Below are 15,800 nucleotides of genomic sequence, written 5' to 3' on the forward strand. Positions count from 1 at the left end.
TTTTGTTGAAAATTTAAAAATAAAATGGGAAGAGCATTTGAATATAGAAAAGCTTCTAAAATGGCCCGTTGGGATAAAATGGCCAAAACATTCTCTAAAATAGGTAAAGATATTGCGTTAGCGGTAAAAGCAGGTGGGCCTGACCCTGAATCAAATCCGGCATTAAGAAGATGCATCCAAAATGCAAAAGGAGCCAATATGCCAAAAGACAATGTAGAAAGAGCAATTAAAAAGGCAAGCGGAGCAGATGCTGAAAATTATGAAGAAATTACCTATGAAGGATACGGTCAGGGCGGAGTAGCGTTTTTTGTGGAATGCACAACCAATAATACGACAAGAACCGTTGCTAACGTAAGAGCTGTTTTCAATAAGTTTGACGGAAATCTTGGGAAAAATGGAGAATTAGCTTTTATTTTTGATAGAAAAGGAATTTTCAATCTGGATTTATCACAGATCAAAATGGATTGGGATGATTTTGAAATGGAGATGATTGATGGAGGTGCAGAAGAAATAGATAAAGATGAAGATGAAGTAATGATCACTACGGCTTTTGAAGATTTTGGTTCATTATCCCATAAGTTGGATGAATTAGGAATTGAAGCCAAAAGTGCTGAGCTTCAAAGAATTCCTAATAATACAAAAGAAGTAACAGAAGAACAGTTCAAAGCTAATATGAAAATGCTTGAACGTTTCGAAGAAGACGATGACGTGCAAAACGTGTATCATAATATGGAAATTACAGAAGAGTTGATGAACTCTTTATAAAATTAATATAACATTCATATATAGTTAATTTTCAATTAGTTTCTTTGCATAAAACTATGAAAAGAAACGTTGAATTAGTAGTTATATCGGATGTGCATTTGGGAACTTATGGATGTAAGGCTAAAGAATTACTGAGATATCTGAATTCAATTCAACCTAAGACCTTAGTTTTGAATGGGGATATTATTGATATCTGGCAGTTCAAAAAGTCTTACTTTCCTAAACCCCACCTGAAAGTGATTAAAAAAATCCTTTCATTTGCCACTAAAAATACAGACGTTTATTACATTACCGGAAACCATGATGAAATGTTCCGGAAGTTTACCGACTTCGAATTGGGTAAATTAAAAGTATGCAACAAAATCTGTCTGGATATTAATCACAAAAAGACCTGGATTTTTCACGGAGATGTTTTTGATGCCTCAGTACAGCATTCAAAATGGATTGCTAAATTAGGGGGCAAAGGATATGATTTGCTGATTATAATCAATAATGTCGTCAATTGGTTTTTAGAAAAAATGGGTAAGGAAAAATATTCATTTTCAAAGAAGATCAAAAATAATGTAAAAAAAGCCGTAAAATATATTGGCGATTTTGAAATGACGGCTTCCGAGCTTGCTATTGATAATCATTACGATTACGTCATCTGCGGACATATTCATCAGCCGCAGATCCGCGAAGTGGTTAATAAAAAAGGATCCTGTACCTACCTCAATTCAGGAGACTGGATTGAGAACCTGTCAGCTTTGGAGTATCATAACAATGAATGGAAGATTTTTTATTATGATGATCATAAGCACTTGCTTAAAGATGATGAAGCTGAAGAAATTAAGGAGATGGATACTTCCGAACTTTTAAAAATAGTAACCAATTTTTCTCAATGAAAATCCTTTACGCATTTCAAGGTACCGGAAATGGGCACATAGCAAGGGCTCAGGAAATAATTCCTCTTCTGAAAAAGTATGTGTCCGTCGATACTTTAATTAGTGGCCACCAATCTCAATTAAAGGCTGATTTTGACATCAATTTTCAATTTAAAGGGATTTCCCTTCTTTATAATAAAACCGGCGGTTTATCCTACCGAAAAACATTTACAGAGAATAAATTCATAGAGGCAGCAAAAGATATTAAAAATCTCAAGTTATCTGATTATGATCTGATTATTAATGATTTCGAACCGCTAACAGGCTGGGCTTGCAAATTGAAGCAATTACCCATGATCGAATTGAGCCATCAGGCATCGATGAGCTTTAAAGAAACTCCAAAGCCGGAAAAAAAAGATTTCTTTGGAGAAATGGTTTTAAAATATTATGTTCCCAGCGAAAGAAAAATAGGCTTTCATTTTGAAAATTATCATCCGCAGATCAAAAAACCGGTTATCCGGAGGAAAATCAGAAATCTTACCCCGGATAAAAAAGGGTTTTATGTGGTATATCTGCCCAGTTTTTCTGACGAAAATATCATCAGGATCTTAAAACAGATCCCTGTTGAATGGAAAGTGTTCTCTAAATACAGCAACCTGCAATTCAGAGAAGGTAATGTAGAAATATTTCCGATAGATGAAACCCAATACCTGAAATATTTTGAAAGCTGTGAAGGAATTCTTTGCAATGCAGGTTTTGAAACTCCTGCGGAAGCTCTTTTTATGGATAAAAAATTATTTGTTATTCCTATACACAACCAGTATGAGCAGGAGTGTAATGCCTGTGCATTGGATAAAATAGGAATTCCGAATTCTAAAATACTGGAATTAAAAGAAATAGAAGGCTGGGTGGCTTCTGATCATCATCTACGGGTAGACTATCCTGATGATATTGAGAAAATTCTTATTGAAGAGGTTTTAAAAATATAAAAAGCCCCCCTTACATAATAAAATAAGCATACTTTAAGTTATTAAAGAACTAACCTATAAAATCTTTAATATGAAAAATTTAAAAATGCTTCAAAAACCACTTTCCAGAAATGAATTGAAAGAAATTGCGGGTGGGATTATTATCGGATGTTCAAAACAATGTTGTCCTACGGATGGAAGACCAAGATGTCCGGGAATTTATTGTCCGGATGTGGTTTGCCCACAATAGTATAGAAAGTTCTCTGTAAAGAGAACTTTTTTTTATGATTAATTTCTGATAAAAACGTCATCTACATCACTCATCCTCATCATCACAGATCTTGCATAAGAACAATGTGGATAAACTTTCCACTTGTTTTCCCGGGCAAACCTGATGGCTTCTTCTACCAGAAATTTTCCCATTCCTCTTCCTTCAAACTCCGGATGTACCAGGACAAAAGAAATAATAAATCTGTTTTCCTCCGGAAAAATAGTATAAGTCAGCCTTCCGACTTCTTTAATTTCATTGTTTAAAGTAAGAACCCCACCATTTCCGGATTTGTTGTTTTCAAATTTCATAATCAAAGCATTATGAATAAAGATACAAAAAAAGTTTGAAAAAAGGAAGTGCTATCACCGAACCCTTGCTCCCCGTTTCAAACTCAATCTTTTCCTGTGTAGTAATTGTAATCTTTAATGATGATGTTGATGAATTGTCTTTCCGTCATTTTCGTAGGATCTATTTCAAGCTTTAGGATTCCCTTGATCTTATCGGAGAGTCTGCTGATGATCTCTCTGTCGTCCACTCGTAATGCTTTGGTATAATTATCTTTAATAATTCTCATGTCGTTATCGCTTAAAGCAATAACCTGCGGAAAGGACGGGATATAATCTTCATGAATATTCTCTAAAATAGTATGCGAAATATTGATGCTGTTCTTTAATGAGATGACTGCTGTTCCGGAAGCAATATCTCCCAGACGCTGATTGTTCTTGGATACGATCATGGAAATTAAACCGATCAGTCCGGCAAAAGATGTGTCAATGATCCTGAAAATCCAACGTATCATATAATCCCCGAAACTCGCCTGATATCCATCGATTTTTACAACACGGATTTTCATCACTTTTTTACCGGGAGTCTGCCCTTCCATTAAGCTCTCCAATACTACAGGATAAATATAAACGGGGAATGTAATAGCAATATAAATGGCAATAACAGACCACTGATCCATTCCGGATATGATATAGCCGAGGTCAAAAACATTGAAGAACAGATAAAACGTTAGAATTACATAAGCCACCTTAATCAGGAGATCTATGATGAAAGCAAGCATTCTTTCTCCAACACTGGCAATGTTGAAATTAATATTTACATTTTGTGAAGTATTAATCGCAATTTGAGACATAATTTTTATTATTTTAGCCTTACAGATTATGAGAGAAGTTTATTTCATAAAACAAAATAAAGAAAAATGGCTGGGAATAGAGCAGGTTATTCAAGGGAAAATTAAAAAAAATCCGGATGACCTGTCTTCACTGTATATTAATCTCATCAATGATCTTTCATTTGCCCAGACTTACTATCCTAAAAGTAATACGACAGTTTATCTGAATCACCTTTCATCACAGATCTTTCAGAAAATTTATAAGACCAGAAGAGTTGAGGAAAACAGAATCATGTATTTCTTCAAAACTGAAGTTCCTTTACTGGTGTATCAGTACAGGAGATATTTGCTGTATGCTTTTCTGTTTTTTATTTTATTTACTTTGATCGGGGTGCTTTCTGCCATCTATGATAAAGAATTTGCTACTATTATTTTAGGTGAGGGCTATGTGAATGAAACCATCGAAAACATCAAGAAAGGAAATGCTGTCGGGGTTTATCAGAAAGGGTCAACATGGGGAAGCACAATCGGAATTATTTTTAATAACATTGGTGTCGGAGCGAAACTGTATATCTATGGAATTTTTGCGGGAGTGGGTACATTGTACGTCTTACTTTCAAACAGTGTGATGCTGGGTTCGTTTCAATATTTCTTTTATGATTACGGGGCGCTGAAAGATAGCGCAAGAGGAATCTGGCTTCATGGTGTTTTTGAAATCTTTTCCATGGTGGTGGAAGCCATGTGCGGATTGATCTTGGGGACATCCATCCTGTTTCCAAAAACATTTTCTCGTCTCAATTCTTTTAAAAATGGATTTAAAGATTCTTTCAAAATATTTTTAAGTACAATTCCTTTTACAATCTGCGCAGGAATTATTGAAGGATATGTAACAAGACATGCCTTAAAAATGCCTTTGGTTCTGAACCTGATTATTATCCTTGGTTCATTGGCTATTATCGGGTTTTATTATTTTATATATCCTTCCATTGTGCATAAAAAACTAAATAACCAGATCAGCAATGCAGCTTTATAAGAAAAGAGACTTTGGCACTTTCATTAGTGACAGCTTTAATTTTTTCAAATTATATGGAAAAAATTATTTTAAGAATTATATATTGATCAACGGCTTGTTGCTTATTCTGATGGTAGTGGTCTGTATATTTGGATATAGAGAACTTTTTTCACAGGTTTTCAGATCCAATCTGAGTGGAGAGAGCGGTTATTTCGAACAATACTTCGAAGAAAATATGGGAATGTTTATCGGTATCGGAATACTGACTTTTTTCCTTTTTATCATTCTGATGATTGTTAATTATCTATACCCGGTCTTTTATTTGAAAAGACTTGCTCAGGGCCAGGAAAAAATAAGAACAGATGATATCCTCAATGATTTTAAGAGTAATATAGGCAGAATTGCCATTCTTTGTATGGGAATGATGTTTATTGTAACACCGTTGACCATTTTAATATTTGGAATTTCTGCTGCATTAATGATGATTGTTATAGGATTCTTTCTGATCCTTCTCCTTTATCCGGTGGTCATTAATGTTACTACCTTCCTGATGTATGATTTTTTCAATACCAGCAGAGGATTTTTCGAAAGCCTGAGCTATTCCTTAAGGGCTCAGTTTTCCTATACCAATGGAAGAGAAAGATCTCCATTTTGGAAATATTGGGGGGCAACCATCATTATTTTTATCATCCTGTATATTATTTCCAGTATTTTTACCTCTATTCCCATGTTTTTTGTCTATGGTTCCTTACTTACCACTCCACAGGATGGCAATTTTGAGCAAAATCCGTTCACTGGGACAACCGGAATATTTTTCTTCGTGATGTATGGAATTTCAATACTTGTTAGTCTTTTCATGTACAATTTAATGTATGTCAATGCTGGGTTGATGTATTATGATAGCAGAACAGATCTTCATCAAAAAGTAGAGCTTGCCGAAATAGAAACTATAGGAAGTAATGAATAAACTGTTGTTTGCTTTTTCGTTGTGTATAATCTCCTTTGGATCAGTAAACGCTCAAGATGACCCTGAACCGGAGGTGGAAGAATATATAGTGGATTCACTGAGTGAGGGATATTATAAAAACATGTATCCTGCAGATTCTATACTCAGACAAAATCCGGTTTCAGAAAATACTGTACATCCTAAAAAATTCAGGGAAAATCTTCCGGCAAGATATAAATCAAAAGAATTTGACTATTCTACCTCTAAACCAAGAGAATCTTTCGGGCAAAAGCTCCGGCGGAAAATAGCTCAAATACTTGAACGTATTTTTGGAGATACGGTTTTCACCAAATCAACAAAAGCAACAGAAACCCTTATTCGCATTTTTGCTATTCTTCTTGTCGGGTTTTTACTTTACTTTATTGTGAGATATCTCCTCGGAAAAGACGGCAGTTTTATTTTTGGCAGAAAGAATAAAAAAGTGGATATCCGTGAAGAAGAACTTCACGAAAATATTCATGAAATTAATTTTCCGGAAAGTATTGCCCGGTTCGAGAGGTCAGGAGACTATCGTTCGGCAATCCGTTATCAGTTTCTTTTTATTCTCAAAAAGTTGAGCGATAAAAAACGGATCAACTGGAATCCTGAAAAAACCAATAAAGATTATATTGCAGAATTAAAGCAAGGGACTTTAAAGGATGAATTTTTTAATTTGTCTTATATATTCGATTATGTTTGGTATGGAGAGTTCAATATTGAAGAGCAGACCTATCTGAAATTTAAAAATCAATACCAGTCATTCAAACCATAAATTACTATGAACAAAAATTTCAAAATATATGCTGTTATTTTCATCATGATTATGGTGATTATGGCATTGTTTGAGGTTAACAAGAAAGAGGTGGTGGATTGGCGGAAAAATTTCGATGTCAATGAAAAGTCTCCTTTCGGGCTATTTGTTTTCAATGAAGAAGTAAAATATTTGTTTAAAAACAATCTTAAAAAGATAGATCAGAACCCTTATGATTATTATAATCAACATAAGAAAGGCCTGCATAATATTTTAGTGGTGGAGCGTGATATGGATGAAGAATCGTGGAATAAAATCCTGAATGAGGTGGCCAAAGGTTCTGACGCAATGGTGATTACAAGTTATTTCCCCAAAGCCATTTCGGACAGTATAGGCTTTTTTAATGCACAGGTGTCCTATGGAGAACAAAATGTTTTAAAACTGACAGATAAAAAATATCAGAACGATTTTATCAGACTTGATAAATTCCCTTCTGGAAAAGGATTTGAGTTTGTGAAACCTGAAGTTGAAATCCTTGGGAAAGCAATAGAAAAAGACAGCGTTGTTTATGCCAATTTCATTAAAGCAAAAATTGGAAAAGGCAATATATATGTACATAATGAACCTCTTTTTCTTACCAATTACTATCTGCTTACAACCGGAAATGTAAAATATACCCAGGATGTTTTTTCGTATCTTGAGGACAGGGAAACATTGTGGTTTGTGGAAAGTAATACTAAAGCTTCAAACTTTTTTATGAGGTTTATCCTCTCAAAACCGGCTTTAAAATATGCCTGGTGGGTATTTTTAGGAGGATTGGTGCTGTTTGTTTTTTTTAATGCCAAGAGGAAACAGCGTGTTGTCCCTGTCATTGAACCGCTGAAGAATACGTCTGTAGATTTCGTGAAAAGCATTGGGAATTTATATCTCCAGGAAGGGGATTTCCATGATATGATGGCTAAAAAAGCTCAATATTTCTTAAATAAAGTAAGAATGGACCTGCTGATTGATACTCAGCATCTGAATGAAGAATTTGCCAATAAGCTTCACCTGAAAACAGGAAAACCGGTCGAAATGATCAGCGAGGCGGTAAATCTGATTAAAAAAGGTCAGGATCCGTATGCAGCTGTTATGAAAGAAGACCTAATAAGAATGAATCATCTGTTGGATGACATTTTAAAATAAAAGAATAAGAATGTTGTTATGAATCTGCAAAAGAATGATAATGAATCATCATTCTGAATAAGAATCTTGTTACATTTAATATTACTAAATTGATAAATTATTAATTGATGGAAAACCTTGAAAATTTTGAGAATTTAGAAAATCAAAGTTCTATACCTTTTGATAAAAAAGAAAACGATTTTGAATCCAGAATAGATTTAATTGAACTTCGGGCAAGCCTGGAAAAAGTAAAGTCAGAAATTGCCAAAGTAATCGTAGGACAGGAAAATATGGTGGAACATCTTTTGGCCGCTTTATTGTCGAACGGGCATGTTCTGATTGAAGGAGTTCCCGGTGTTGCCAAAACCATTACAGCTAAATTACTGGCCAAAACAATTGATGTAGGATTCAGCAGGATTCAGTTTACGCCGGATCTGATGCCGTCGGATATTTTAGGAACTTCAGTTTTCAGTGTTAAAAATTCAGAGTTTGAATTTAAAAAAGGACCTATCTTCTCCAATTTTATTTTAATTGATGAGATCAACCGGTCTCCAGCCAAAACCCAGGCTGCTTTGTTTGAGGTAATGGAAGAAAGACAGATCACCATGGATGGTACCCGCTATCAGATGGAGGAACCATTTTTGGTAGTGGCAACACAAAACCCGATTGAGCATGAAGGAACTTACAGGCTTCCGGAGGCACAGCTGGACCGTTTTTTATTTAAGATCAATGTCAGCTATCCTAATCTTGAACAGGAAATAGCGATCATTAAAAATCAACATGAAAGCAAGGTAGAAGATAAAACAGAAGTAGTGAACCGTGTGGTCACAGCTCAGCAGCTGAAAAATTATCAACATCTCGTTAAAGAAATCATTGTTGAGTCTCAACTGATGGAATATATTGCTAAGATTATTATCAATACCAGAGAAAACCAGTTCTTGTACTTGGGAGCATCTCCAAGAGCAAGCTTAGCATTATTAACAGCCTCAAAAGCTTTTGCGGCATTAAGAGGAAGAGATTTTGTAACACCTGAAGATATTAAAGAAGCGAGCTATGCCGTGTTGAGACACAGGGTAATCGTTTCGCCGGAAAGGGAAATGGAAGGCTTAACAGCCGATGAAATTATACGCCAGATTTTAGAAGGAATAGAAATACCAAGATAGATAAACAGGTAGTAGTAAGTAGTTAGGTAGCACATAGTTACCTTTACGTGGCCTGCTGCAACCTGACCCCTAAAATCTGCAACCTTTAAAGAATGAAAAACCTATACATTAATAACCGCTTTTTCTTCACGCTCATCGGAGTAGGGATCTTGTATGTTTTTGCATTTTTCTTTCCGTTTCTGATGTGGGTGGCTCATGGTATTCTGTTGCTTGCTTTTCTGGCAACAATGGTAGATTACCTATTGGTTTTTAACCAAAAAGATGGAATATTAGCACAAAGAATCTTGCCTGAAAAATTATCCAATGGAGATGAAAATCCGGTGAAAATAGACATCAAAAACAATTATCAATTTACCATTGATGTGAAAGTCATGGATGAAATCCCTTTCCAGTTTCAGAAAAGAGATTTTTTTATAAAAAAACATATTGAACCTGGGAGGAACAGTTATTTTCAATATATTTTGGAGCCTAAAGAAAGAGGCGAATATCATTTTGGAAGCCTGAATCTCTATGTATCATCACCTATAGGGCTTGTTTCGAAGAGATTTAATTTCCAGAAAGACATCATATTGCCTTCTTATCCGTCTTTTATTCATCTCAGAAAATACGAACTAATGGCGCTTCAAAGCGAATTTTTATTGGGTGGGATTAAAAAAATAAGAAAGCTTGGACATACCATGGAATTTGAGCAAATCAAGGATTATGTTCCCGGAGATGATATCAGAACGATCAACTGGAAAGCAACTTCGAAAGTGAATCGTCTAATGGTCAATCAGTTCCAGGATGAAAGATCCCAGCGCATTTTTATGCTTATTGACACGGGACGAACCATGAAAATGCCTTTTAACGGGTTAAGCCTTCTCGATTATTCGATCAATGCCACCATGGCTTTATCTCATATTATTTTGAAAAAAGGTGATAGAGCAGGAATGATGACTTTTTCGAAAAAAACGGAAAATAAAATTGCGGCTGAAAATAAATCAGGACAGCTGAAGAAAATTTCAGAAGCTCTTTATAATATCAAAACCAATTTCTTTGAAAGTGATTTTAATCGCTTGTATCAGGATGTGAAATATTCGATCAATCAAAGAAGTTTAATTTTACTTTTTACCAATTTTGAGACACTGGACGGATTAAACCGTCAGTTGAAATACCTGCGTGGAATTGCCAAAAACCATTTATTGGTCGTGGTGTTTTTCAAAAATGCAGAACTCCATACGCTGATTCATAAAAATCCGGAAAGTATGCAGGAAATCTATGATGAGATCATCGCAGAGAAATTTGAATTCGAAAAGAAACTCATCATTCAGGAACTCCGTAAATATGGAATTTATACTGTGTATACGCTTCCGGAAAATTTAAATATCGATGTTATCAATAAATATTTAGAGATAAAAGCAAGGGGAATTTTATAATTTTGCAACAAGCAACAAGCAACAAGCAACAAGCAACAATGAAAATAACACTTAACAGAATCAACGACGATTTTTTATTTGAATGCACCAATTCCCAGGGAAATTCCATTCTTCTGGATAACACTTCACAACCCGGAGCAAAGGGAGTATCACCAATGGAAAGTGTTTTGATGGCAGTAGCCGGATGCAGCGGAATAGACGTTGTTTCTATTTTAAAAAAGCAGAGACAGGAAATTACAGATTTTAAAGCGGAGGTAGAAGGGGAAAGAATTCCTGTAGAGGATGCCAAACCATTTAAATCTGTTAACGTTAAATTTCTTTTGGAAGGGACTATAGATCCTAAAAAAGCATTGAAAGCTGCCCAGCTCTCATTTGAAAAATATTGTTCGGTTTCCAAAACGTTGGAACCTACTGTAGAGATCGGCTACGAAGTTTTTGTAAACGGAGAAAAAGTTGATTAAAATAAAATACTAAAAAAGCCGGATAATTTATCCGGCTTTTTTATGGTTACATATTGTTTATCTTTTAATAATTTTTGTGCTCTTCATAGAACCATCTTTCAGAATCAGAGTCAGAATGTATATTCCGGATTTGATATCTCCAAGGTGAAGCTGTGAAGTAGGATTATCAACCGTTTTTACAGTGATGCCTGAGAAATCAGTAATGGAAATACGTTTTACACTGCCGGAGTTTTCGATATTGATGGCTTCATGGAACGGATTTGGATAAGCCAATCTCTCCTTCTCTTTGCTTACTTCGTTAACAGCCAAGGCTAATGGTTCCAGCGTCACAGTTACCTTCCATGTATTATTATCTACCTTGTTGTAATCCGCACTACAGCCAGAGCCTCCGTAAGTTCTCCAGGCTCTTAATTCAAAATTTACAGTTCCGGATAATGTATTGGCAATAGTAAGCCCGGATCTGTTATAGGAATAAGTTCCACTGGTATTTCCGGAGCCTGTAGAAACAGCGTTTTCACTGGTACCGGAAGTAGAGCAGATCAGTAAGCTGTTTTGCTCAGACATCCATCCGTCCGCTACAGTGCTCATATTATAAGAAACCGTTGTTGATTTTATTTTATATCCTGCGGGAACATTTATGGAAAGAGTTGCCGGGCAATTCGTTGTAGACGTTACATCAGGAGCTCCACTGCTGTACATGGTATTGATATCTCCAGAAGTATATGTAGCAGAAACTTGTCCCGTTGTGAATTCTTTCATTTTCCAGAAACCTTGTGAAGAACCGCAGTTTGATCTTACCCAGAAATAATATGACTGCCCTGTAGGTAGACCACCGATTGTCACAGTAGTTCCGGAAACGTTTCCGGTAGGGGTGGTGGTTGCGGTAGGAGGAGTAGGAGAAGCATTGTAATAATAATCATAACCTGCAGAAGGAGCAGTGGCAGGAGCAGTCCAGTTCAATGTTGCGCCATCTACATTGGAAGTGTAAGTGATATTGGTAGGAGCCGGGCACGAAGAATATACATCTGCAGAAAATGCAAAAATATTTGGAATTCCACCGGTACCCGTTTTGGTTACCGTTACACTTTTAATAGGTTTAGATTGATTGCTGGTGCTGATTGCTAAAGGAATTTGATATAATCTGGGATTAGTTCCGCCTCCCGATTCCAAACCATCATTAGTAATATTGATTCTTCCAATTCCCTGGATCGCATAATTGCTTCCTCCATACCAGTCGGAAATACTGATTCCTGTAAAGGTCTGGGAGGTATTATCCAGGAAATTAACATCTATATCCACAGTACATGCTCCGCTTCCCCCTGTTGCCAGCATGTATAAATTTAAAGCAGCAGTAGGCGTAGTAAACACAAGCGTTCCGTTATCATTAGTGTTCAGCAATCTTAATGAGTTATTGCCACTATAAGAGGCCAGCTGATAATTCAATCCTGAAGTAGAAGCTACTGCTGAAGCAATAATTCCATTGACAGGTAAGCCATAAGAAAGTGCTGGGCTGGTAGTCGTCAGCTGGAAATCCTTAGAAACAAAGGCGTAACTTACACCATCAACATCATTATTGGTAGATGTGCTGGATGATCCGACACCATTAGCAATTACATCAGCTGAATACCCGCTTGAAATAGGGATCGGCTGAAACTCCTGGGCGCTGATTTGGTTTGTAAATAAGCCTGATAAAACCAGGCATAAAGTAGGTAATAGTTTTTGTTTCATAATCATACAGTAAAATTAGTTTATCGGACCAATTTATATAATGCATTGAAAGAAATTCAATACTATTCGATCATTTTTATCAAATATTAATAAAATAATGTTAATTATAGTGATTGTATTATTGTAATAAAGGTAAACGAAAAGCCTCTTTTTTGAAGAGGCTTTAATTATAATGTCATTCTCGGTTTCATTAGCTTGGCTACAGTAGCTGTCCATCCTGTCTGATGCGAGGCTCCCACACCCCGTCCGTTATCTCCATGGAAATATTCATAAAAAGTAATATAATCCTTGAAATACTCGTCATAATTGAACTTTCCGTTTCCACCATTGAATGCCCTTTCTCCGTTTTCATCCTTTAAGAAAATAGAACAAAGCCTGTTGCTGATATTTTGGGCTACTTCATCCAGGTTCTTCTTCTCTCCGCTTCCCGTTGGAAACTCCACTTTCATACTGTTGCCGTAATAAAAGTGGAAGCGCTGTAAACTTTCAACAATCAGGAAATTGATAGGGAACCAGATAGGTCCTCTCCAGTTACTGTTACCACCGAACATCCTGCTGTCACTTTCCGCAGGCGTATAATACACCGCATTTTCATTGCCGTGAACAGAAAAAATAAACGGGTTTTCTTCATATACTTTGGACATTGCGCGAATTCCGTAAGAACTCAGAAACTCATTTTCATCAAGCATTCTTTTCAATACTTTGGTAAGTCTTGTTTTACGTAAAATACTCATCAAGTGCTTTCTTCCCTGTCCTTCTTCTTCCCAATGAGAGACTAATTTTGTTAATTCAGGCTTATTCTTCAATACCCAATCCATTCTTTCCCTGAAATTAGGCATCTTTTCCAATAAATGGTGATCAATAATTTCAACCGCAAACATCGGGATTAATCCAACAATACTCCTTAATCGTAAAGAAACACTGTCGCCGTTTCCAAGCTGAAGAACATCATAGAAGAAGCCATCCTCCTCATTCCATAAGCCTTTTGTTCCTTCCCCTAAATTCTCCATCGCTTCAGCAATGTAAAGATAATGTTCGAAGAACTTGATTGCCATATCCTCATACACCTGATAATATTGGGCAAGCTCCATGGAAATTCTCATCATATTCAAAGCATACATTGCCATCCAGCTTGTTCCATCCGCCTGTTCGAGATGCTGTCCGTCTTTCAGGATCATATTCCGGTCAAAAGCACCGATATTATCCAATCCGAGGAAACCTCCCCCGAAAATATTCTTACCGTTTTTATCCTTTCGGTTCACCCACCAGGTGAAATTAAGAAGCAGCTTTTGAAAAACCTTTTCAAGGAATAATAGATCCGGTTTTCCGTTATGCTTTTCATCAATTTTGAAAACCCTGAAGCAGGACCATGCGTGAACAGGAGGATTAACGTCACTCAGGTTCCATTCATAAGCAGGAAGCTGTCCGTTCGGATGCATATACCATTCCTTCGTTAGCAAAAGAAGCTGTCCTTTCGCAAATTCCGCATCAATAATAGCAAATGGTACACAGTGGAACGCCAGATCCCATGTTGCGTACCAGGGATATTCCCACTTATCCGGCATGGAAATAATGTCCTTGTTATGCATATGGTTCCATTCCGTATTTCTTACGTACTCATTGAAATTTCTCGGCGCTTCAAAATTCGGGTCACCTTTCAGCCATTTTCCTACATTATAGTGATAAAACTGTTTATTCCAGAGTAATCCGGCAAAAGCCTGTCTTTGCACATTTCTTTCATCGTCATCCGTTACATCATGCTGAACCTCCTGATAAAATTCATTGGCTTCAGCTATTCTCGCATTGAAAATTTCATCAAACTGGTCGAATGGTTCATCTGTATCCTGAGGCGATAATCTGAATTCAAATGTTTTGAATTGTCCGCCTTCAATGGTTTCATCAATTAAAAAAGAAGCCTTGGTTCCTCTTCTTTCAGGGTTTATCGTATTACTTCCGTATACAATATGATCATTAATTCCATCCTTATAATAGGTGTTCCCGAAATACAAGGTTCCGTGCAGTTTGGGATTATTTGTTTCATTATCACAAAACACACTTCTGGCATTGGTGTTTCTCGAATACAGCTTTTTGATGGAAATACTATCATGATTAATGTCAATGCAATCTTCACGAGAAGCATTTAAAAAAGGTTGATATGTATTATAACCCCATTTCCAGTTGTTTCTGAACCATAGCGTGGGAGCAACCACAATTGGAGCTTCCTTTTGGCTTCTGTTATGGATACTGACTCTCACTAAAATATCATCAGCATCTGCTTTGCAGTATTCAATAAAAATATCAAAGTATTCGTCGTTGTCGAAAATTCCCGTGTCGAAAATTTCATATTCAGGTTCTCTTTTGCTCCGTCTTCCGTTTTCCGCAACAAGATCCTCATAAGGAAATGCATTGATGGGATATTTGTATACCATTTTCATATAGCTATGAGTAGGCGTGTTGTCCAGATAATAGAAAAGTTCTTTAATATCTTCCCCATGATTTCCCTGAGGATTACTCAACCCGAAAAAACGTTCCTTAACGATCTTATCCTTTTTATTCCAGAAAGAAAGAGCAAAACACAAAAGTTGTTTCGTATCCGAAATCCCGGCAATACCTTCCTCTCCCCATCTGTATGTGTAACTTTCAGCATTGTCGTGGTTCGCATATCCCCATGCATTCCCGTTCGGGCTGTAATCTTCACGAACATTTCCCCATTGCCTGTTGCTTACATAGGGTCCCCAGTTTTTCCAGTTTATATCTTGTAGTCTTTGTTTTTCAGCAATCATATCTCATCATTTTCTAGTACGAAGGTAGCTTTTTTGAGAAATAATTCCAATTTTCGATCGCTGAACAATTCTTAACATAGCCTTGAAAATCTTTTGTTTATGGGGTTTTTATAGAATAAATTAAATTTTCTTAAATATTTAAAAGAAAAAAACTATCTTTGCACCATCGTTCATTCAAATATTGAAAATGTTATCAAGAAAGGTTGAGGGAATAGACCCTGTGAAACCTTAGCAACCCTTTGCGCAAGTAAAGAAGGTGCTACGTTCTACCAAAATTATTTTGGACAGATAACTTACTGAAGTTCTTTCAGCCATTTCTCATGGCATTTTCAATTGTGTTATAAAATATAATAG

At 36.2% G+C, this 15,800-nt stretch carries 15 protein-coding genes and 1 riboswitch; of the genes, 11 read left to right on the top strand and 4 right to left on the bottom strand.

Annotated features, from left to right (window positions below):
* The first annotated feature begins 24 nt into the window (after nt 1-24).
* The 4 genes from ACGHIN_RS06940 to ACGHIN_RS06955 all read left to right on the top strand — a co-directional run bounded on the left by ACGHIN_RS06940 (nt 25) and on the right by ACGHIN_RS06955 (nt 2,846).
* Nucleotides 25-765, top strand: a complete 741-nt coding sequence (locus ACGHIN_RS06940; RefSeq protein WP_390452052.1) for a YebC/PmpR family DNA-binding transcriptional regulator — start codon at nt 25-27, stop codon at nt 763-765.
* 56 nt (nt 766-821) lie between these two features.
* Nucleotides 822-1,649 (top strand): UDP-2,3-diacylglucosamine diphosphatase, encoded by an 828-nt coding sequence (locus tag ACGHIN_RS06945; protein WP_390452054.1) that lies wholly within the window; start codon nt 822-824, stop codon nt 1,647-1,649.
* Nucleotides 1,646-2,617 (top strand): glycosyltransferase family protein, encoded by a 972-nt coding sequence (locus tag ACGHIN_RS06950; protein ID WP_390452055.1) that lies wholly within the window; start codon nt 1,646-1,648, stop codon nt 2,615-2,617. Before ACGHIN_RS06945 ends, ACGHIN_RS06950 begins: the two co-directional genes overlap by 4 nt.
* A 70-nt stretch (nt 2,618-2,687) precedes the next feature.
* Nucleotides 2,688-2,846 (top strand): hypothetical protein, encoded by a 159-nt coding sequence (locus tag ACGHIN_RS06955; RefSeq protein WP_390452056.1) that lies wholly within the window; start codon nt 2,688-2,690, stop codon nt 2,844-2,846.
* A 38-nt stretch (nt 2,847-2,884) separates the two neighbouring features.
* On the opposite strand, the gene ACGHIN_RS06960 is transcribed toward ACGHIN_RS06955, so the two are convergent.
* Both ACGHIN_RS06960 and ACGHIN_RS06965 read right to left on the bottom strand, forming a co-directional pair.
* On the bottom strand, nt 2,885-3,175 hold the full coding sequence (locus tag ACGHIN_RS06960; protein ID WP_390452058.1) for a GNAT family N-acetyltransferase: 291 nt from the start codon (nt 3,173-3,175) through the stop codon (nt 2,885-2,887).
* Between the two features lie 83 nt (nt 3,176-3,258).
* Nucleotides 3,259-4,005, bottom strand: a complete 747-nt coding sequence (locus ACGHIN_RS06965; RefSeq protein WP_390452059.1) for an RDD family protein — start codon at nt 4,003-4,005, stop codon at nt 3,259-3,261.
* 28 nt (nt 4,006-4,033) lie between these two features.
* Between ACGHIN_RS06965 and ACGHIN_RS06970 the strand changes: the two genes are divergently transcribed.
* The 7 genes from ACGHIN_RS06970 to ACGHIN_RS07000 all read left to right on the top strand — a co-directional run bounded on the left by ACGHIN_RS06970 (nt 4,034) and on the right by ACGHIN_RS07000 (nt 10,935).
* Nucleotides 4,034-5,017, top strand: a complete 984-nt coding sequence (locus ACGHIN_RS06970; protein ID WP_390452061.1) for a stage II sporulation protein M — start codon at nt 4,034-4,036, stop codon at nt 5,015-5,017.
* Nucleotides 5,004-5,963 carry a DUF4013 domain-containing protein gene (locus ACGHIN_RS06975; protein WP_390452063.1) on the top strand — a complete coding sequence of 320 codons (960 nt, stop codon included), beginning with the start codon at nt 5,004-5,006 and terminating at the stop codon, nt 5,961-5,963. Before ACGHIN_RS06970 ends, ACGHIN_RS06975 begins: the two co-directional genes overlap by 14 nt.
* The gene (locus ACGHIN_RS06980; RefSeq protein WP_390452065.1) at nt 5,956-6,753 is read left to right on the top strand and encodes a DUF4129 domain-containing protein; all 798 of its coding nucleotides are present in this window, start codon (nt 5,956-5,958) and stop codon (nt 6,751-6,753) included. The genes ACGHIN_RS06975 and ACGHIN_RS06980 overlap by 8 nt, the downstream gene beginning before the upstream one ends.
* Nucleotides 6,754-6,759: 6 nt before the next feature.
* Complete coding sequence (locus ACGHIN_RS06985) at nt 6,760-7,917, top strand: DUF4350 domain-containing protein (protein WP_390452067.1); 1,158 nt, start codon at nt 6,760-6,762, stop codon at nt 7,915-7,917.
* Between the two features lie 107 nt (nt 7,918-8,024).
* Complete coding sequence (locus ACGHIN_RS06990; protein ID WP_390452069.1) at nt 8,025-9,059, top strand: AAA family ATPase; 1,035 nt, start codon at nt 8,025-8,027, stop codon at nt 9,057-9,059.
* Nucleotides 9,060-9,151: 92 nt separating this feature from the next.
* A complete protein-coding gene (locus ACGHIN_RS06995) occupies nt 9,152-10,474 on the top strand; it encodes a DUF58 domain-containing protein (protein ID WP_390452071.1) in 1,323 nt (440 codons plus the stop codon).
* A gap of 38 nt (nt 10,475-10,512) precedes the next feature.
* A complete protein-coding gene (locus ACGHIN_RS07000) occupies nt 10,513-10,935 on the top strand; it encodes an OsmC family protein (RefSeq protein WP_390452073.1) in 423 nt (140 codons plus the stop codon).
* 57 nt (nt 10,936-10,992) lie between these two features.
* Here ACGHIN_RS07000 and ACGHIN_RS07005 read toward each other — a convergent pair whose 3' ends face one another.
* Together ACGHIN_RS07005 and ACGHIN_RS07010 are read right to left on the bottom strand one after the other, a co-directional pair.
* Nucleotides 10,993-12,663: a T9SS type A sorting domain-containing protein gene (locus ACGHIN_RS07005; protein ID WP_390452074.1), complete on the bottom strand. Its 1,671-nt coding sequence runs from the start codon at nt 12,661-12,663 to the stop codon at nt 10,993-10,995.
* Between the two features lie 167 nt (nt 12,664-12,830).
* Nucleotides 12,831-15,446, bottom strand: coding sequence for an MGH1-like glycoside hydrolase domain-containing protein (locus tag ACGHIN_RS07010; protein ID WP_390452076.1), 2,616 nt, complete (start codon nt 15,444-15,446; stop codon nt 12,831-12,833).
* A gap of 187 nt (nt 15,447-15,633) precedes the next feature.
* Nucleotides 15,634-15,741, top strand: a riboswitch (SAM riboswitch).
* Nucleotides 15,742-15,800: the final 59 nt, after the last annotated feature.

This window comes from Chryseobacterium barbadense (assembly GCF_042849955.1).
Lineage (GTDB): Bacteria > Bacteroidota > Bacteroidia > Flavobacteriales > Weeksellaceae > Chryseobacterium.